Origin of the sequence: Nocardioides sp. J54 (assembly GCF_000519005.1) — a bacterium.
Lineage (GTDB): Bacteria > Actinomycetota > Actinomycetes > Propionibacteriales > Nocardioidaceae > Nocardioides.
The window spans coordinates 30,968-48,820 of sequence record NZ_JAER01000010.1 but is presented as its reverse complement, the minus strand read 5'-3'; the positions used below and the strand labels follow the sequence as shown (position 1 = coordinate 48,820).

Genomic DNA, 17,853 nt, shown 5'->3' with positions numbered 1-17,853 from the left:
CCGTCAGCGCGAGTGGCGCTCGACGGCCGGGTCGGCGGCGGCGATCCGGCGCAGCCAGGAGGAGCGGCTGCGGCCGGCCCGGCTCGCGGCCACGCCCTGGGCGGCCCGCTGCCGGCGGTAGTCGGTCTCTGCGTTGACGTAGTACTGGTTGCTCATGGCCTCAAGGTTCGTCGCCTGAGGTAGTCCCCCACATCGGGCAACCTCCCTAGGTCGGCCCTGGAGACGCCTCATTCCGCAGCCCCTCCCCACCTCACCTGAGAGGTCGGGCCGGTCGGGGTGGGATAGTGCGAGGGCAGGCGCGGGCCCGTGCGGGCCGACGACGAGGGCCGACGACGAGGGCCGAAGACGAGGAGGCCGGGTGGAGTTCGCAGAGGTCGTACGACGACGCCGGATGACGCGCGCGTACGCACCCGACCCGGTGGACCCCTCCGTCGTGGAGACCGCGCTGGCGAACGCGACCCGCGCCCCCAGCGCGGGCTTCTCCCAGGGCTGGGCGTTCATCGTGCTGGACACCCCCGACACGGTCCGCGGGTTCTGGCGGGCGCAGACCGACGCGGCGGCCGAGGGCGGCAGCCCGGACCGGTGGCTCGCGGGGATGATGTCGGCTCCCGTGGTGGTGGTTCCGTGCAGCCGCCGCTCGGCCTACCTCGACCGCTACGCGGAGGCCGACAAGCGTCGCGCCGGGCTCCACGAGCACGACGAGAGCCGCTGGGCGATGCCCTACTGGCACCTCGACACCGCGATGGCCTCGCTGCTGGTCCTGCAGTCGGTGACCGACGCCGGGCTCGGCGCCTGCTTCTTCGGCCTGGTACCGGACCGGGTCGACGCGGTCAAGGAGCACCTCGGGCTGGTGGACACCGTCGACGAGGAGGCGCCGCACCCCATCGGCGCGATCACGATCGGGCACCCGGCCGACCCCGCGACCGGCGCCCGCGGGTCGGCGAGCCGGAGGCGTCGTACCCCGTGGCAGGAGGTGGCCCACCGCGGCCGCTGGGGCGCCGGCTGGGAGGGTGCGCGATGAGGCCCGGCCCGGTGGTCACCCACCTCACCGCGGAGGACTTGGAGCAGCGCGACCCGGTGGTGCCGCGGATCGCGTCGCTGCTTCGGCCGTACCGCGGCAAGATCGCGATGGTGCTGGTCGCCGTCGTGGCGGCCGCGTCGCTGCAGGCACTGGCGCCGTTCCTGACCCGGGCGGTGTTCGACGACGCGCTCTTCCCCCTCGACGGTGGCGGGCCGGACCTCGGGCTGCTCGGCTGGCTGGTCGCGGGGCTGTGCGCGATCCCGATCGCCACGGCGCTGATCGGGATCTACCAGATGTGGCTGACCTCGACGGTCGGGAACTCCGCGATGGCCGACCTGCGCGGCGACCTCTTCGAGCACCTGCAGAAGATGGAGCTGGCGTTCTTCACCGCCACCAAGACCGGGGCGATCCAGTCGCGCCTGGCCAACGACGTCGCCGGCGTGCGGACCGTGCTCACCGACACCGCGACCACCATCGTGCAGAACTCCGTCACCGTCGCCGCGGCGCTGGTGTCGATGCTGGTGCTGTCGTGGCAGCTCACCGTGATCACCCTGTTCCTGATGCCGCTCTTCGTGGTCATGCAGTTCCGGGTCGGGCGGATCCGGCAGCGGCTCGCGCGGCGCACCCAGGAGTCGCTGTCGGAGATGACCGCGATCACCGAGGAGTCGCTGAGCGTCTCGGGGATCCTGCTCGCGAAGGTCTTCAACCGCGCCGACTCCGAGGTCGAGCGCTACCGCGAGGCCAACCGCCGCCAGACCCGGCTCCAGGTCGAGCAGGCGATGACCGGGCGCACCTTCTTCGCCGTCGTGCAGACCTTCTTCGCGATCACGCCGGCGCTGATCTACCTCTTCAGCGGCTGGCTGATCACCGGCGGCGCCCCGGTCGGCGCCGGCGAGGGCGCGCTGACGGCCGGCACCCTGGTCGCGTTCACCACGCTGCAGGGCCGGCTGCAGATGCCGCTGCTGCAGCTGATGCGGGTCACCCTCGACGTGCAGACGTCACTGGCGCTGTTCCGCCGGATCTTCGAGTACCTCGACCTCGAGCCCGCGATCACCGAGCGTCCCGGCGCGGTCGCGCTCGACCCCGCCACCCTCGAGGGCCGTGTGGAGATGCGCGGCGTGCGCTTCCGCTACCCCGAGCCGCGGGCCCTGTCCGGCACCACCCACCGCGACCGCTTCGGCGACAGCGGGGTGCGCATCGAGGGTGACCGGGGCGACGTCGTCGAGGGCGTCGACGCTGTCGACGCAGTCGAGGCACGGGAGGTCGGGGAGACGGCCGAGGCGCCCACGCCGGGCTGGGCGCTGGACGACGTCTCCCTGGTGGTCGAGCCGGGGCAGCTCGCCGCGATCGTGGGTCCGTCGGGCAGCGGCAAGACCACGGCGACGTACCTCGTCCCGCGCTTCTACGACGTCACCGAGGGCGCCGTGCTCATCGACGGCAACGACGTCCGCGACCTCACCCTGTCCTCGCTCGCGGACGCGGTCGGGATGGTCACCCAGGAGCCGTACCTCTTCCACGGCACCATCCGCGACAACATCGCCTACGCCAAGCCGGACGCGACCGCCCAGGAGATCGAGCAGGCCGCGCGGGACGCCAACATCCACGACCGGATCATGAGCTTCCCCGAGGGCTACGAGACGATCACCGGCGAGCGCGGCTACCGCCTCTCGGGCGGCGAGAAGCAGCGCCTCGCGATCGCGCGGGTGCTGCTGAAGGACCCGCGGATCCTCATCCTCGACGAGGCCACCTCCGCGCTCGACAACGAGACCGAGCGGCTGGTGCAGGAGGCCCTCGAGCGCGCCACCCGCTCGCGCACCACCATCGCCATCGCCCACCGCCTCTCCACCATCCGCTCCGCCGACGTCATCTTCGGCCTCGAGGACGGCCGCCTCGTCGAGCACGGCACCCACGAGCAGCTGATGGCCGACGGCGGCCTCTACAAGCGCCTGTACGACGAGCAGTTCTCCCGCGAGCCCCACGGCCGCCCCGCCTGCGACTCCCGCCGCGCCGACATCTCGCTCTAGCCGTCCCGCTGCGGTAGTCCCGGGTCACGTCGCACCCGGCGGTAGTCCCTGACGAAAAGCACCGCGACACGCCCTACGACGGTGCTTTTCGTCAGGGACTACCCCAAGGTGTCAGGCGATCCGGTACCGAAGCAGCCTCTCCCGCTGGTCCTCGGTAAGGGTTCGGCGCGCGGCGACGGTGGTCGTCGAGATCCACCAGGACGGCGGGTCGGCCGTCCATCGCCTCGGGCCGGTACGACGGGAGGCGGCCTGGTAGGCGACGTGAAGCCGTGCGAGGAAGTCGGCCGGGCGGTCCCCCGAGAGCCACCGCACCATCTCGATGCCGTGGTCTGAGAACACCTCGTCGCGGGAGCGGTCCGCACGCCGCTGCTCGCGCCCGAGGTGCACCAGACCGTCGTAGTCGGCCGCGACACCGGCATCGACGTCGACGAGGTCGGGGGTTCCGAGGTGGCGCCCCGAGCTGTCGAACAGCGGGATGTTGGCGCGGGGTCGCGAGCCCTCGATGCTTCCCTGCCACGTCATGCGCATCGCGACCTCCCGGGGTGACCATGCGTTCTCATCGGCCAGTGCGACCGCATCGCGTGCCAGGGGTACCCCGGTCCACGACGACTGCCCGGACACGACGTCGGCGACCTCTGCGACGGAGACCAGGTCCGAGTAGGCCGCCATGTCGACCACCTCGACAGCTCGACGGACGGAGCCGGCGTACCTCATCGCGAAGGAGACCGACCACGCGGCAGAGGTGACCGGGACGGTGTCGACGACCTCGATGTGCTCCGGGCCGGTGCCTTCGCCGCTGAGGGCGAAGCCGGCCTGCGGACGGATGTCGTGGGTGCTGATCAACAGGTCCACCGGGACCTGGGCGCCCGCAGCGTCGACGCCCGAGAACCACGCACCGCCGCACCAGCGCAGCGCCGCCCAGCCGGTGACGGCGTGGCCGGAGCGAAGCACGACCGACGCCTCGAGGATGCGTTGCTCGACGTCGCTCCCGTCCACCCACGCCGGGGTGTAGTAGCCCGAGCTGGACCGGCGGTACCTGTTGCGGTTGCGGGCCTGCCCCCTCGTCGGACCCCGCTGGCCGGACGGGTCGAGACGCACCGGACGCACCAACCCCGGCCGCGGGCCGTCCCACCACTCCATCCCGACAGGATCGACCGGGCCAGCCCCAGCCGTGGCCGCCCGCCCCAGCGCCTGTGGACGAACGCCGCTCGTCCACAGGTCAGCTTGCCGGAGGTGGCCGATTGGAAGTTTCTCCGGGCGGTAGTCCCTGACGAAAAGCACCGCGACACGCCGTACAACGGTGCTTTTCGTCAGGGACTACCCCAGCCCCCGCCCCAGCCCGCGACCCACCTACGGCTCGATCAGGCCGGCACGGATGGCGTAGCGGGTGAGCTGGGTGCGGTCGTTCATGCCGAGGCGGGCGAGGATGTTGGAGCGGTGCTTCTCGACGGTCTTCTCGCTGATGGAGAGGATGCGGGCGATCTCGCGGGTGGTGCGGCCCTCGGCGATGAGCTTGAGCACCTCATCCTCGCGGGGGGTGAGCACGGCGTCGGGGACGCGTTCGCCGCGGGCGAGGCGGTCGAGGTGGTCGCGCACGATGGCGCCCATGGCGCCGGGGTAGACGAACGCCTCGCCGCGCATGGCCGCACGGCAGGCCTCGACGAGGTCCTCGTCGACGACCGACTTGAGGACGTAGCCGCTGGCGCCGAAGCGGAGGGCGGAGAAGAAGTACTGCTCGTTGTCGTGCATCGACAGCATCAGCACCCGCGGCGGGTTGCGGCGCCGGGAGATCTCCCGCGCGGCCTGGAGGCCGGTCATCGTCGGCATCGCGATGTCGAGCACGACGAGGTCGACCTCGACCTGCCGCAGCAGGGTGAGCACCTCGGCGCCGTCGGCGGCCTCGGCGACGACCTCGATGTCGGGCTGCTGCTCGAGGATCAGCCGCACGCCCCGGCGGACCAGCGCGTGGTCGTCGGCGAGCAGGACGCGGATCGGGGCGGTCACGGCAGCCTCGCTCATGCCGGCACCCGCAGGCGCACCATGGTGCCGCGGTCACCGGAGACGACCTCGACCGTGCCGCCGACGAGGGCCGCCCGGTCGCGCATGCCGCGGATCCCCGTCCCGTCGGGCGTCCCGGGCCTGATCCCGCCGCCGTCGTCGCCCACCTCGAGCACGACGTCGGGCCCGAAGCGCAGCAGCGACAGCTCGACCCGGCTCGCGCCCGCGTGGCGCACCACGTTGGTCAGCGCCTCCTGCGCGACGCGGTAGATCACGACCTCGGCGTCGTGGCCGAGCTCGGGCAACCCCTGCCCGAAGGTACGACGGACCGCCGGTCCGCCGTACGCCGCGACGTCGTTCGCCAGGGCCGACAGGGCGGCCTGCAGCCCGAGGTCCTCCAGCACGCCGGGCCGGAGCTCCCGGGCCACCCGGCGCACGTCGTCGAGGCCGGCGCGGGCGCTCTCGCGCAGCAGGGACAGCTCGCCGCACAGGTCGGCCGGCGCGCGGTCCTCGAGCTGCTTGAGCCCGAGCAGCACCACGGTCAGGCTCTGCCCGACCTGGTCGTGCAGCTCGCGGGCGATGCGGTCGCGCTCGGCCTCCTGGGCGGCGAGGGCGCGGGCGCTGCTGGAGCGCCGTTCGGTCTCGAGCCGCTCCAGCATCGCGCTGTAGCTGCGCACCAGCTGCGCCCCGGGGCCGTCCCCCGCGGCCTCCAGCTGGCGGCCCTCCCCGCCGAGCTGGACGGTCGCCATCTCCCGGATCACCTCGTCGACCGGCGCCAGCGCCCGGCGCAGCAGCACGGCGGTCACGAGCAGCACGAGCCCGAGGCCGGCCACGAGCACCAGTGCCTCGGACACGACCACCTGCCGCGAGACGCGCGCGGGCGAGAGCAGGAGGACCACGACCGCGGTGCACAGGACGGCGCCGTTGATCAGGCACACCTTCCAGTACAGGGACGTGTTGACGGGCTGCACGACCCCACCATCCCCGATCGGATGGGCGGAGGAAATGGGGGGTGGACCCCATACCGTCGCCGGCGCGGGTCGGGTTGTCTGGAAGCATGCCGCTGACCCTCGCCCGTCTCCGTCGCACCCTCGGACGTTCACTCTCCGTCGGGGGCGGTGGACAACGTCCCCGGGGCGGGGTCGGCGGCACCCAGCACGTGGAGCTGCCGATGACGGTCCGCGGCCCGACGGCCGACGGCGAGGACGTGCGGCTCCTGGTCGAGGTGCTGCTCGACGGCGGCCCGTCCGCCCCGGCCGAGCCCGAGCGGGTCGCGCACGCGCTCCTGCTCGCCGCCGCGCGCCGCTGGCTGGCCGAGCACGACCTCGCGGAGCTGCGCGACGCGCTGCCGTCGGCCCGCGACTCGATGGAGGCCGCCGTCCGCGACGAGTTCGACGAGCTCGACCTGCGCCTGCTGCGCTTCGACGTGGAGTCGGTCGAGCACCTGATCGCCTCGCGGTCGGCCGACCCCGAGGAGCTTCCCGAGCATCCGCACGACGTCGAGGCCGGTGAGCCGCCCCGAGAGGGTGGTGCGCGGTGAGTGCCACGCTCGAGGTCGCCATCTCGACGGGGATGATCTGCGCGGCCGTCGGCTTCGCGATCGGGCTCGCCGTCGGCCGCGGCCGCCAGCCCCGCTGGGTGGAGCGCGGCAGCTTCGTGCACAAGGTGTCGATCGGCTTCGCCACCCTCGACCGGCTCGACGCGGTGCTGCTGCGCTTCGAGGTCGAGGAGGGCTCGCACCTCGCAGGGGTCGAGGTCGACGAGCTGCGGCTGCCGGAGGGCGCCGCGGTCTCGCTGGTCACCCGCGGCAAGGACGTGCTGGTCCCCGGCGGGCGCACCCAGCTGCGCACCGGTGACCAGGTCCTCGTCGTCAGCGCCCTCGGCCAGGTCACCAGCGTCGAGGCGCGGCTGATGTCGGTGAGCCGCTTCGGCCGGCTCGCCGGGTGGTACGAGTCGATCGAGCCGGAGGGCGCCCGGGCCGCGCTCGGCCCGCCCGGACGGAGCGCCGCGTGATCCTCACGTCGGCCGCCATCTCCATCTTCATCGTCAGCTACGCCCTCATCGCGACCGAGCGGGTCCACCGCGTCGCCGCCGCTCTGGGCGGGGTGGCCGGGATGGCGGTCATCGGCCTCGTCGACGCGGAGTCGGCGTTCTTCGACCAGCACACCGGCATCGACTGGAACGTCATCTTCCTGCTGTTCGGGATGATGGTCATCGTCGGCGTCCTCAAGCAGACCGGGCTCTTCGAGTTCCTCGCCCTGTGGGCGGCCCGCAGGTCCGGCGGCCACCCCTACCGGCTGCTCGTGCTGCTGGTGCTCATCGGCGCCACGGTGGCGCCGATCCTCGACAACGTCACCTGCGTCCTGCTCGTCGCGCCGGTGACGATCTCGGTGTGCCGGCAGCTCGGGCTCCCCTCGGCGCCGTACCTCATCTCGCTGATCCTCGCCTCCAACATCGGCGGTACGGCGACGCTCATCGGCGACCCGCCCAACATCATCATCGGCAGCCGCGCGGGCCTGTCCTTCTCGGACTTCCTCGTCCACTCGCTGCCGCTGACCGTCGTGCTGCTGGCGCTGTTCGTGGTGATGGCGCGCTGGATGTTCCGCGAGACCTTCGGGCACCAGATCGACGTCCACCACGTGCTCGGTGACATCCACCCGCGCGAGGCGATCACCAACATGCGGCTGCTGGTGCGCTGCCTGGTCGTGCTCACCTTGGTGATGGTGGCGTTCAGCCTCCACACCCTGCTGCACCTCGACCCGTCGATGGTGGCGATGCTCGGCGCCGGGGCGACCGTGCTGGTCTCGCGCAGCGAGCCCGAGGAGTTCCTCGAGGAGGTCGAGTGGGGCACCCTCGCCTTCTTCATGGCGCTCTTCGTGCTCGTCGGCTCGCTGGTGCAGGTCGGCGTCATCGGCCGCATCGGCGAGCTCGCGGCCGAGGCGTTCGGCGACCAGGAGCTGCTCGCCGCGACGGTGCTGCTGTTCGGGTCCGGGATCGTCGGCGCCTTCGTCGACAACATCCCGTACACGACCGCGACGGTGCCGATCGTCCAGGATCTCGTCGCCGCGACGGGTACGACGGGCGCGGACAGCCCGCTGTGGTGGGCGTTCGTGTTCGGTGCGGACCTCGGTGGCAACTCGACAGCGGTGGCGGCGGGCGCCAACGTGGTGGTGCTCGGCATCGCCGCCAGGGCCGGGGAGCCGATCAGCTTCTGGCAGTTCACCAAGTACGGCATCGTCACCACCGTCGCGACGGTGGCTGCGGCCTGGCTGTGGGTCTACGTCCGCTACTTCGTCCTGTGACGCGCGGGGCAGCTCAGGCCAGGCCGAGGATCCGGACGCACTCCAGTGCGACGTAGAGCTCCGCGGCGTCGACGGGGCGGGCCAGGTCGCGACCGGTGGCCTCCTCGAGGCGGCGGATCCGGTAGCGCACGGTGTTGCGGTGCACGTGCAGCTGCTGCGCCGCGGTCGAGGTGGAGCCGCCCGCCGCGAGCCACGCGCGGGCGGTGTCGATGACGACCGACCGGTCGTCCTCGGGCAGCGCGAGGACGGGGGCGAGCACGGCGTCGACCAGGGCCCGCGCCTGGTCGGGGCTGCTGGCCAGCAGCACGGCGAGCGGGTCGCTGCCGAACCGCCCCACGGCGGCCGCACCGGGCGACACCGCCGCGCAGGCGACCCGCGCCTGGCGCCGCGCCTCGGGCACCTCATCGAGCCGGCCGACCTCGCGGCTGACGCCGACCCGTGCGTCCGCGACGCCCTCGAGCGCAGCCACCAGCTGGTCGAGCCCGAAGCCGAGGCGCAGCGCGACGACGCCCTCGTGGCGGTCGTGGTCCAGGCGCCAGGCCGAGCGCACGTTCGCCCGGCGCAGCACGCGCTCCACGTCGACCAGGCCCTCGGCACCCGGCGCCGGCGACTCGGCCGACACCACGACGTACCCGCTGGCCCGGCCGAGGTCGAGCATGCCGGCGGCGCGGCCGACGTGGGTGACCGCGTCCGGCTCGCCGTCGAGCAGCGCGCCGACCAGCACCGCGCGGGCCTCCGCGTCGCGACGGGCCCGATCCGCGATCGATCGGCGGTAGGCGTCGGTCACGTCGGCCGCCAGCTGGTCGCTGACCGCCCAGATGTCGGCGGCCGCGAGCAGCAGGGTGTCGCGGTGCTCGGGGTCGGCCCGCTCGACGAGCACCTCCCACAGGAAGCGCGAGCCGACCCGGAACGCCTGCAGCACCATCGCGTACGGCACCCCCTGCTCGGCGCGCAGGATGCCGGTCTCGGTCGGGGTCGCCTCCGCCGCGGGCTCCCCGGCGATGGTCGCCAGGATGTAGCGCGCGTTGACCTGGCAGGACCCGACGAGCTCGTCGTGCGGCACGACGTCGCCGTCGTCGTACACGGGGATCTCGCGGCGGATCCGGGCCGCCATCGCGGCGCCCAGGTCGTCAGACTCCGGCAGCAGGCGCAGGCACAGCGCCCGCACCTCCGGCACCACCGTCAGCCCGTCCACGCGGTCGAGCGTAGTGCCGCGCCGGCCACCGGTCGTGCGCACACCGGACCGGCCGGCGCGTGCGTTCAGGACCCGGCCGGCACCACGTGCGCGTCGGGGCCCGGGAACGCCAGCGACTCGTGGCCGTCCGCCCAGCGCACGAGGTACGGCGGCGCCCCGTCGTGCCCGCGCACCTCGACCACCTCGGCCTCGCGCCGGTGCTGCGAGTCGGAGTGGCTCTCGACGACCAGCCGGTCTCCCACCTTGGCCTGCATGCGACACCTCCCACGACGGGCCCGCGACCCTGCTGCGGGCCACACCTCCCACCATGCTCGCCGGCCGGGGCCCGCACAAGGGGCTCTGTCGGGCTCGAGCTGAAAGCACGACCAAGCGCGACCCGCACGTACGCTGGGAGGGCGATGAGCGGGACGCCCCGGGACCAGGAGCCGGTCACCGATCCCTCGGAGGAGCGGAAGGCCGAGCGGAAGGCCGCGCGCGCCCGCATCGAGCAGCAGCACACCTGGGTCGACCTGCAGGTGCGCCAGGCGATGGAGCGCGGCGAGTTCGACGACCTGCCCGGCGCGGGCAAGCCGATCGAGGGCCTCGGCGCGACCCACGACCCGGACTGGTGGGTGAAGAAGCTCGTCGAGCGCGAGCACATCACCGTCCTCCCGCCCGCGCTGCAGCTGCGCAAGGACGACGCCGAGCTGGACGCGCACCTCGACACCCTCGGGTCCGAGCGCGAGGTGCGCCGCGACGTCGAGGACTTCAACGCCCGGGTCATCCGCGCCCGCTACACCCCGGTCGACGGCCCGCCGCTCGTCACCATGCCCCGCGACGTCGAGGAGACGGTCGCGCGCTGGCGCGAGCGGCAGTCGGCGCGGCTCGCGGAGGCCGCCGAGCGGGCTGCCCGCCGGGCTGCCGAGGAGGAGGCCGCGGCCGCCGCGCGCGGGCGGCTGCGGCGGTGGCTGCGCCGGCGGCGCTGAGCGGTACGACCAGCCGGTCGCCGTACCACCTCGTCTCGGGGAGACGTCCGTCATACCCGCGCGCGGTGACTCACGGGTAGGTTCAGCAGACGTGAGTCACAAGAGCGCCAAGGACTTCTTCCGACCGCTCGCCGTGGGTGCCCCGGCCCCGCTGCGCGAGATCCCCGCCCGTCCCAGCCGGGCCATCCACTTCTTCGACCCGAGCAACGAGAAGATGGCGGCCAAGATCCCCGCCATGGTCGGCACCGTCGACGTGCTGCTCGGCAACCTCGAGGACGCGGTCAAGGCCGACAACAAGGTCGCCGCGCGCGAGGGCCTGGTGCGGATCGCCCAGTCGACCGACTTCGGGCCGACCCAGCTGTGGACGCGCATCAACGCGCTCGACAGCCCCTGGGTGCTCGACGACCTCACCACGCTGGTCCCGGCGATCGGCGACAAGCTCGACGTGATCATGGTCCCGAAGGTGCAGGGCGCCGAGGACATCCACTACGTCGACCGGCTGCTCGCGCAGCTCGAGGCGAAGGCCGGGCTGACCCGCCCGATCCTCATCCACGCGATCCTCGAGACCGCCCGCGGCGTGGCCAACGTCGAGGAGATCTGCGGCGCCTCCCCGCGCATGCAGGGCCTCTCCCTCGGCCCGGCCGACCTCGCGGCCGACCGCAAGATGAAGACCACCCGCGTCGGCGGCGGCCACCCGGGCTACCTGGTCCGCCAGGACCCGCCCCGCGGCGAGGACGGCACCGCGCAGGTCGACGCGCAGCGCAACGTCTTCCAGCAGGACCTGTGGCACTACACGATCGCGAAGATGGTCGACGCCTGCGCGACCCACGGGATCTACCCCTACTACGGCCCGTTCGGCGACATCGCCGACGTCGTCGCGTGCGAGGACCAGTTCCGCAACGCGTTCCTGCTCGGCTGCGTCGGCACCTGGTCGCTGCACCCGAAGCAGATCGCGATCGCCAACCGCGTCTTCTCCCCGAGCGTCGAGGACATCGCCCACGCCCGCCGGGTCGTGGCCGCGATGGGTGACGGCACCGGCGCGGTGATGATCGACGGAAAGATGGAGGACGACGCCTCCCTCAAGCAGTGCCTCGTCCTCGTCGAGCTCGCGGAGCAGCTCGCCGAGATCGACCCCGAGCTGAAGAAGCTGTACGACGCCATCCCCGCGGCCGAGGAGGCCTGAGCCATGACCGAGACGACCACCTTCAAGCCCCTGCGCTCCGTCCTCTACATGCCCAGCTCGAACGAGCGGGCGCTGGAGAAGGCCAAGACGCTGCCGGCCGACGCGATCATCTTCGACCTCGAGGACGCCGTCGCACCGGACGCCAAGCCCGCCGCCCGGGAGGCCGCCGCTGCCGCGGTCGCGTCCGGTGAGTACGGCCGGCGCCACCTGGTCATCCGGGTCAACGGCATCGGCACCGAGTGGCACGACGACGACATCAAGGCGGCCGCCGCTGCCGGCCCGGACGTCGTGCTCGTCCCGAAGGTGAACTCCGCCGACGAGGTCCGCCAGCTCGTCGCCGCCCTCGAGGCCGCCGGCGCTCCGGAGAAGACCACGCTGTGGGCGATGGTCGAGACCCCGATCGCGATGCTCAACGCTCTCTCGATCGCGCAGGCCTCGCCGCGCCTGACCGGATTCGTGATGGGCACCAACGACCTGGTCAAGGAGCTGTACGCCGAGCACGTGCCCGGCCGCCAGCCGGTGATCACCGGCCTCGGGCTCGCGCTGCTCGCCGCCCGTGCCGCCGGCATCGTGATCATCGACGGCGTCTACAACGACGTGAAGAACGTCGAGGGCTTCCTCGCCGAGGTCGAGCAGGGCCGGCAGATGGGCTTCGACGGCAAGACCCTCATCCACCCCGGTCAGGTCGAGGGCGCCAACGAGGGCTTCGCCCCGAGCGCTCAGGCGGTCGAGGACGCCCGCGGCCTGATCCAGGCCTGGGAGGACGGCAAGGGCTCCGGCGTCGTCACCTACAACGGCAAGATGGTCGAGAGCCTGCACGTGGAGTCCGCCGAGCGCACGCTGGCGATCCACGACGCGATCCAGGCCCTGCAGGCCTGAGCCCCCGCCGATCTGACAGGCGTTGACGCCTGTCACTTCGTGGCCGGTTCCCGAGGTTGGTGGCTGCTGCAGCGGCCACCAACCTCGGGAATCGCCGCCCAGGCGGTGATTCCCGCCCGCCCCGCCGGCCCGCCCCGCCGGCCCGCCCCGCCGGCCCGCCCCGCCGGCCCGCCCCGCCGTCGTGCCCGGCCCGTCATGCCCGGCCCGTCATGATGGCCGGATGGACAGCGAGACCCGCACCTACCGCACGGGCGACCGCGAGGTCGTCCTCGACCTGACCCGCGACTGCGCGGCGTTCGCCTCCGGCCGCGGCGACGGGATCCTGCACCTGTTCGTGCCGCACGCGACCGCCGGGCTGGCGATCCTGGAGACCGGCGCCGGCAGCGACGACGACCTGCTCTCCGCGCTCGGCGACCTGCTGCCCGCCGACGACCGGTGGCGGCACCGCCACGGCTCCCCCGGGCACGGCCGCTCCCACGTCATGCCGGCCCTGGTCCCGCCGTACGCCACCGTCCCGGTCCTCGAGGGTCGGCTCGCCCTCGGCACGTGGCAGAGCATCTGCCTGGTCGACCTCAACGTCGACAACGACGAGCGCGAGGTGCGGTTCAGCTTCCTCGCCGACTGATCCCCAGCACCCCGGCGACCACCTCGAGCGCGGCACGGTCGGAGAGGCCGAGCGCGCGGGCCCGCTCGACGTACGCCAGCGCGGCCTCGCGGGCCGCCCGCTCGACGCCCGAGCCGGTGACGAAGCTGCCGGCCCGGCCGCGGGTCTCGATCAGCCCGGCCGCCTCGAGCTCGCGGTAGGCGCGGGCGACGGTGTTGACGGCGAGGCCGAGGTCCTTCGCCAGCCTCCGCACGGTGGGCAGCCGGTCGCCGGCGCCCAGTTCGCCGGCCTCGACCAGCGCCGCGAGCTGCGAGCGGACCTGCTCGTACGGCGGAGTGACGGACCGCGGGTCGAGGACGATCACGGCGTCCCGCCGGTCCCGCCCGTCCCGCCGGTGCCGGCCGTCCCGACGGTGCCGGCCGGCTCGCCGACCCGGACCCGCACGGCCGGGCCGAGGTCGGGCCAGAGCCGGCGGCGGAAGGTGTGCTCGCCGCGACGCAGCATGATCACCGCGCCGACGGACAGGGCCCAGCCGAAGAGCAGCCAGGTGGCGTCGAGGTCGAGCAGCGCGGCGGCCTCGAGCCCGAGCACGAAGCCGGCGCTGAGCTGGAACCACAGCACCCCGGACAGCTGGCGCGCCCGCCAGGCGTCGTGCAGGTACAGCTGGCCGGTGTCCGCGGACGGCTGCGGCCGGCGGACCGTGGCGGCCGCCCACCACGGCGCCGCGACCCCGAGGACCGCCATGGCGGCACCGAGGCCGACGACCAGCCACACCGCCTCGACGTCGGGCACGTCGCGACGCACCGCCTCGATCCCGGCGACGAGGCAGCCGAGCGCCAGCACCGGGCTCGCGACGAGGACGACCAGGCCCACCGGGGGCAGGTAGTCGGCCAGCCGCACGGCCCGCACCCGCGCCACCACGGGCGAGCCGGGCTCGGGCGCGAGGTCCTGCCCGGCGCGCCACAGCCTCAGTGCACCGACGGTGGCGGCGAGGGCCGGCACCGCCACCCACACGGCCACGCCGGGCTCGACGAGGAGGCGGGCGGCGGCGTAACCCACCAGGCCGGCGAGGGTCGCGAGGCCCAGCAACCGCCGGTCGACGCGATGGGCCTGCTCGACCAGGCCCGCGTGCGTCTCCTCGACGGCGAGGAGGTACTCGTCGGCGAACTGCCGCGCGGAGGCGCCGGGCGCCGGCCCGCCCGCGAGCAGCAGGGCGGCCACCGCCGCGACGGCGACGAGCGCGAGCACCTCGGCCGGATCCATCCGGATATGCTACACAAGTCCCGTTTGTCGCAACACGATCCCTGAGACAAACCGGCGCGCGGGCCGGCGGCGAGGTCAGCCCTGCCGGGCGACCAGGTCCTCGAGCAGGCCGGCGACGGCCTCCTGCTCCTCGGCGTAGGGGTGGTACGGCGTCGCCGCCTTCGCCGGCTCGAACCCGGCGATCCACGGCTCGTCGGCACAGATGTCGTGGCCCTCCGTGGCGGCCCACACGTCGACGTACTCCGCGCCCGACTCGGTCGCCGCCCGCGCCTGCGCCTGCACGAACGCCTCGATCACGCCGCGCCCGAAGGGGTAGTCGCCCTCGGCGAGCGGGAGCTCGGGACAGGTGCCCTCGGCCGGGAAGATCTGCGGGTAGCCGACCACGACGACCCGCGCGTCCGGGGCGCGCTCGAGGACGGCGTCGACGGTCTCGACGATCCCCTCGACGACGCCGTCGAAGACCGTGGGCAGCACGTCGTCGTTCTGCTGGGCCAGGTCGGAGCAGGGGGCCCCGTCGGGGTCGGCGAGCGCGAGCTGCGCGCACCGGATGACCAGGTTGCCGTAGACCGAGCCGTTGTTGGCCCCGATGCTGATGGTGACCAGCGCGGTGTCCTCGGTGACGGCCTCGACCTGGGGTGGCAGGCGGTCGGTGCCGGCGACCTGCGGCTGGGTGGTCATGTTGGGCGTCTTCGCACCGCCGCAGCTGACGTCGACCAGGTCGAGGTCCAGCGCCTCGGCCAGCAGGTGCGGGTAGTTGCGGTCGGTCTGCTGGCAGGCGGGCGGCCCGGTCGGCTCCCCGACCGCGGGCGCCGAGGTGTAGGAGTCGCCCAGCGCGACGTACCTGTCGCCGGCGACGACCGGCTTGCGGCTCGGGGTCGCGTCGGGGTCGGCCTTCCGCGCAGACTGGCACCCCGCGAGCGCGGCGACGAGCGCAGGCAGCACTGCCAGCGGCACCAGCCGCACGGCCCACGACCTCATCCGGACTCCTCCTCCACACCGAGCGCAAGGGTCAGCGCGAGGACCGTATCGGGATCCTCCAAACGCTCCCCGTAGAGGTCGCGCAGCTGGGTCATGCGGTAGCGGATGGTCTGCGGGTGCACGAAGAGGGCGGCGGCCACGTCGTCACGGCGGCCCTGGTGGAGCAGCCAGGCGCGCAGGGTCTCCCGCAGCTTCGCGGCAGTGGAGGGACGCAGGTCGGCCAGCGGCGACAGCACCACGGCTCGCAGGTCCTCCAGCGCCCGGGGGTCCGCAGTCAGCACCAGCAGCGGCAGGTGCCGCTCGGTGTCGCCGGTGAGGCCAAGGACCCTGGCCCGCAGGGCACGCTCGTAGGACTCGCGCACGTCCAGCCACGGCCGCGGCGGGCCGACGAGCGCGTCGCGCCCCTGCACGGCCCGCAGCAGCGGCACCCGGGCGCGGTCGTGGGCGTCGGGCACCATCAGCAACGCGTGGCCGTCCAGGTCGGGCAGGTCGGTGGTGAGCAGCGTGCCGCGGCGCAGCACGCCCTGCAGGGTGCCGGCCTGCGCCTCCGGGACGAGGACGGCGGTCAGCGTGGTCGGGGGCGACCACTCGGCCCGCTCGGCCGACGCGAGCACGGTGGCCTCCGGAGCGCCGGTGAGCAGGTGCCGGGCGAGGCGCTCGACCATGCGCTGCCGGATCCGCCCCTCGGCGGCGGACTCGTCGCGGTGGCCGGCGACGCTCGCGGCCGACAGCTCGTCGATGTAGGCGAACACCAGCTCGGCAAAGGAGGCCATCGTGGCCGGGTCGATGCCCTGCTGCACGGCCTTCGCGGACAGGTGCTGCCACGACACCCGGGCGCCGATCCGGTACGCCGAGAGCAGGGCGTCCGTCGTCCGGCCGCTGCGGACCTCGCCCCGCCCCAGCTCGTAGGCGCCGTCGACGGCGGAGGCCCGCGGGGCGAGCGCGTCGGGGCCGCGGCGGTCGCTGATCAGGGAGAGGAAGCCGCCGAGGGCGACCTGCACCGCTCCGCGGATGGTCTCGCCCATCGGGCCGCTGAACGCGTCCTCGTAGGGTGGCACCTCACGGATGATCTGGTCGACGACGTCGTCGGCGACCGTCGCCAGGTCGCTGCGGATCGCGGCCACCGTCTCCGGGGGCAGCAGGACGCTCCGGTCGGCACGCGGCCGGCGCAGGGATCGACGCGGCATGGATCCGCCTTCTTCACTCCTGGCGAACAAAAACCGTCGGCAGATTCACCGACTGTGGTCATGAGTTTAGCGGCCGGAGTTGCGAGTGTGGTGGAGTGAGTTCCACAACCGCCGGCCCTCGTTCGGCTGCCCGCACCGGGCGCCTCCCGAACCGCCTGCGCAGCCTGCTCGACGCAGCGGTCACCCCGCTGACGGTCGACGACCTGCTCGACCACTTCGCCCCGCTCCGCCCCGGCGCCGCGTCCGGCCTCAAGGGCCGCATCGAGGCCGTCGAGGCCGAGACCGCCGACGCCGCCACGATCGTCATCAAGCCCGGCCGCGACTGGGCCGGGCACATCCCCGGCCAGTACGTCCGGGTCGGGATCGACGTCGACGGCGTGCGCCTGTGGCGCACCTACTCCCTGACCCACGGCCCGCGCCCCGACGGCCGGATCTCGATCACCGTCAAGGCGATCCCCGGCGGGGCGGTCTCGCAGTACCTCGTCCACCAGGCCCGGGTCGGCCAGATGCTCCACCTCGCCCAGGCCGAGGGCGACTTCGTCCTCGCCCCGCCGCGTGCCGAGAAGCAGAAGCTGCTGATGGTGACGGCGGGCTCGGGCATCACCCCGGTCATCGGGATGCTGCGCAACCTCTACTCCCGCAACGAGTCGGTCGCCCGCGCGGCGTACGACATCGTGCTGGTCCACTCGGCGATGAAGCGCGACGAGGTGATCTTCGGAGCCGAGCTGCGCGCCCACGCCGAGGCCGGCCGGCTGCGCCTCGTCGAGCGGCACACCGACACCGACGGGCTGCTCACCACCGACGACCTCGAGGCCGAGGTCCCCGACCTGGCCGAGCGCACGGCGTACGCCTGCGGCCCGGCCGGGCTGCTCGACACCCTGGAGGCGTTCTACGACGAGCGCCGCCTCACCCTGCACACCGAGCGCTTCCGCCCGACGGTCGTCGACGTGGACGCCGAGGGCGGGACGGTCACCTTCACCGGGCCGTCCGGCGCCACCGTCGAGGCCGACGGGTCGGTGCCGATCCTCGACGCTGCCGAGTCGTCGGGCGTGCTGATGCCGAGCGGGTGCCGGATGGGCATCTGCATGGGCTGCGTGCTGCCGATGACCTCCGGCGCCGTGCGCGACCTGCGCAACGGCGAGCTCACCGTCGCCGTCCCGGGCGAGACCGACCCGGGTGGCGTGAAGATCCAGACGTGTATCAGCGCCGCTGCCGGCGACTGCCAGATCGACCACTGAACCTCACGAGACCTCC

General features: G+C 73.5%; 20 protein-coding genes. 10 read left to right on the top strand and 10 right to left on the bottom strand.

Annotated features, from left to right (window positions below; translation table 11 throughout):
• Positions 1 to 3: 3 nt before the first annotated feature.
• Positions 4 to 156, bottom strand: a complete 153-nt coding sequence (locus tag NOCJ54_RS29420) for a hypothetical protein (RefSeq protein WP_157514844.1) — start codon at positions 154 to 156, stop codon at positions 4 to 6.
• A 202-nt stretch (positions 157 to 358) separates the two neighbouring features.
• Here NOCJ54_RS29420 and NOCJ54_RS0109295 point away from each other — a divergent pair, with 202 nt between their 5' ends.
• Positions 359 to 1,021, top strand: coding sequence for a nitroreductase family protein (locus NOCJ54_RS0109295; protein WP_028655283.1), 663 nt, complete (start codon positions 359 to 361; stop codon positions 1,019 to 1,021).
• On the top strand, positions 1,018 to 3,045 hold the full coding sequence (locus tag NOCJ54_RS0109290) for an ABC transporter ATP-binding protein (RefSeq protein WP_028655282.1): 2,028 nt from the start codon (positions 1,018 to 1,020) through the stop codon (positions 3,043 to 3,045). The genes NOCJ54_RS0109295 and NOCJ54_RS0109290 overlap by 4 nt, the downstream gene beginning before the upstream one ends.
• 111 nt (positions 3,046 to 3,156) lie before the next feature.
• Here the strand turns inward: NOCJ54_RS0109290 and NOCJ54_RS0109285 are convergent, their stop codons facing one another.
• From NOCJ54_RS0109285 to NOCJ54_RS30280, 3 genes are all read right to left on the bottom strand, one after another.
• Entirely contained in the window at positions 3,157 to 4,143 is a 987-nt protein-coding gene (locus tag NOCJ54_RS0109285) for a hypothetical protein (protein ID WP_145725812.1), read from the bottom strand.
• Positions 4,144 to 4,395: 252 nt separating this feature from the next.
• Complete coding sequence (locus NOCJ54_RS0109280) at positions 4,396 to 5,064, bottom strand: response regulator (protein ID WP_028655280.1); 669 nt, start codon at positions 5,062 to 5,064, stop codon at positions 4,396 to 4,398.
• A complete protein-coding gene (locus NOCJ54_RS30280; protein WP_028655279.1) occupies positions 5,061 to 6,014 on the bottom strand; it encodes a sensor histidine kinase in 954 nt (317 codons plus the stop codon). Before NOCJ54_RS30280 ends, NOCJ54_RS0109280 begins: the two co-directional genes overlap by 4 nt.
• 86 nt (positions 6,015 to 6,100) lie before the next feature.
• Between NOCJ54_RS30280 and NOCJ54_RS30275 the strand changes: the two genes are divergently transcribed.
• The 3 genes from NOCJ54_RS30275 to NOCJ54_RS0109260 are packed head-to-tail and all read left to right on the top strand — an operon-like array spanning position 6,101 to position 8,345.
• Positions 6,101 to 6,583 carry a hypothetical protein gene (locus tag NOCJ54_RS30275; protein ID WP_157514843.1) on the top strand — a complete coding sequence of 161 codons (483 nt, stop codon included), beginning with the start codon at positions 6,101 to 6,103 and terminating at the stop codon, positions 6,581 to 6,583.
• On the top strand, positions 6,580 to 7,056 hold the full coding sequence (locus NOCJ54_RS0109265; RefSeq protein ID WP_028655277.1) for a TrkA C-terminal domain-containing protein: 477 nt from the start codon (positions 6,580 to 6,582) through the stop codon (positions 7,054 to 7,056). Before NOCJ54_RS30275 ends, NOCJ54_RS0109265 begins: the two co-directional genes overlap by 4 nt.
• Positions 7,053 to 8,345, top strand: coding sequence for an ArsB/NhaD family transporter (locus tag NOCJ54_RS0109260; RefSeq protein ID WP_028655276.1), 1,293 nt, complete (start codon positions 7,053 to 7,055; stop codon positions 8,343 to 8,345). Before NOCJ54_RS0109265 ends, NOCJ54_RS0109260 begins: the two co-directional genes overlap by 4 nt.
• Before the next feature lie 13 nt (positions 8,346 to 8,358).
• Here the strand turns inward: NOCJ54_RS0109260 and NOCJ54_RS0109255 are convergent, their stop codons facing one another.
• Positions 8,359 to 9,540, bottom strand: coding sequence for a PucR family transcriptional regulator (locus NOCJ54_RS0109255; RefSeq protein WP_051485658.1), 1,182 nt, complete (start codon positions 9,538 to 9,540; stop codon positions 8,359 to 8,361).
• Positions 9,541 to 9,605: 65 nt separating this feature from the next.
• On the bottom strand, positions 9,606 to 9,794 hold the full coding sequence (locus tag NOCJ54_RS0109250; protein WP_028655274.1) for a DUF1918 domain-containing protein: 189 nt from the start codon (positions 9,792 to 9,794) through the stop codon (positions 9,606 to 9,608).
• Positions 9,795 to 9,938: 144 nt separating this feature from the next.
• Here NOCJ54_RS0109250 and NOCJ54_RS24820 point away from each other — a divergent pair, with 144 nt between their 5' ends.
• The 4 genes from NOCJ54_RS24820 (at position 9,939) to NOCJ54_RS0109230 (ending at position 13,192) form a co-directional block, all read left to right on the top strand.
• Positions 9,939 to 10,505, top strand: a complete 567-nt coding sequence (locus NOCJ54_RS24820) for a J-domain-containing protein (RefSeq protein WP_084255008.1) — start codon at positions 9,939 to 9,941, stop codon at positions 10,503 to 10,505.
• Positions 10,506 to 10,596: 91 nt separating this feature from the next.
• Positions 10,597 to 11,688, top strand: a complete 1,092-nt coding sequence (locus tag NOCJ54_RS0109240; protein WP_028655273.1) for an HpcH/HpaI aldolase/citrate lyase family protein — start codon at positions 10,597 to 10,599, stop codon at positions 11,686 to 11,688.
• A 3-nt stretch (positions 11,689 to 11,691) separates the two neighbouring features.
• The gene (locus tag NOCJ54_RS0109235; protein WP_028655272.1) at positions 11,692 to 12,567 is read left to right on the top strand and encodes an HpcH/HpaI aldolase/citrate lyase family protein; all 876 of its coding nucleotides are present in this window, start codon (positions 11,692 to 11,694) and stop codon (positions 12,565 to 12,567) included.
• A gap of 220 nt (positions 12,568 to 12,787) precedes the next feature.
• The gene (locus NOCJ54_RS0109230; protein WP_028655271.1) at positions 12,788 to 13,192 is read left to right on the top strand and encodes a YjbQ family protein; all 405 of its coding nucleotides are present in this window, start codon (positions 12,788 to 12,790) and stop codon (positions 13,190 to 13,192) included.
• On the opposite strand, the gene NOCJ54_RS0109225 is transcribed toward NOCJ54_RS0109230, so the two are convergent.
• From NOCJ54_RS0109225 to NOCJ54_RS0109210, 4 genes are all read right to left on the bottom strand, one after another.
• Complete coding sequence (locus NOCJ54_RS0109225) at positions 13,173 to 13,535, bottom strand: GntR family transcriptional regulator (protein WP_028655270.1); 363 nt, start codon at positions 13,533 to 13,535, stop codon at positions 13,173 to 13,175. The two genes, NOCJ54_RS0109230 and NOCJ54_RS0109225, sit on opposite strands and share 20 nt — an antisense overlap.
• The gene (locus NOCJ54_RS0109220) at positions 13,532 to 14,434 is read right to left on the bottom strand and encodes a hypothetical protein (RefSeq protein WP_028655269.1); all 903 of its coding nucleotides are present in this window, start codon (positions 14,432 to 14,434) and stop codon (positions 13,532 to 13,534) included. The genes NOCJ54_RS0109225 and NOCJ54_RS0109220 overlap by 4 nt, the downstream gene beginning before the upstream one ends.
• Positions 14,435 to 14,509: 75 nt before the next feature.
• Positions 14,510 to 15,412 (bottom strand): SGNH/GDSL hydrolase family protein, encoded by a 903-nt coding sequence (locus NOCJ54_RS24815; RefSeq protein WP_051485657.1) that lies wholly within the window; start codon positions 15,410 to 15,412, stop codon positions 14,510 to 14,512.
• Positions 15,409 to 16,599, bottom strand: a complete 1,191-nt coding sequence (locus tag NOCJ54_RS0109210; protein WP_028655268.1) for a PucR family transcriptional regulator — start codon at positions 16,597 to 16,599, stop codon at positions 15,409 to 15,411. Before NOCJ54_RS0109210 ends, NOCJ54_RS24815 begins: the two co-directional genes overlap by 4 nt.
• A gap of 95 nt (positions 16,600 to 16,694) precedes the next feature.
• Between NOCJ54_RS0109210 and NOCJ54_RS0109205 the strand changes: the two genes are divergently transcribed.
• Positions 16,695 to 17,837, top strand: a complete 1,143-nt coding sequence (locus NOCJ54_RS0109205) for a ferredoxin reductase (RefSeq protein WP_028655267.1) — start codon at positions 16,695 to 16,697, stop codon at positions 17,835 to 17,837.
• Positions 17,838 to 17,853: the final 16 nt, after the last annotated feature.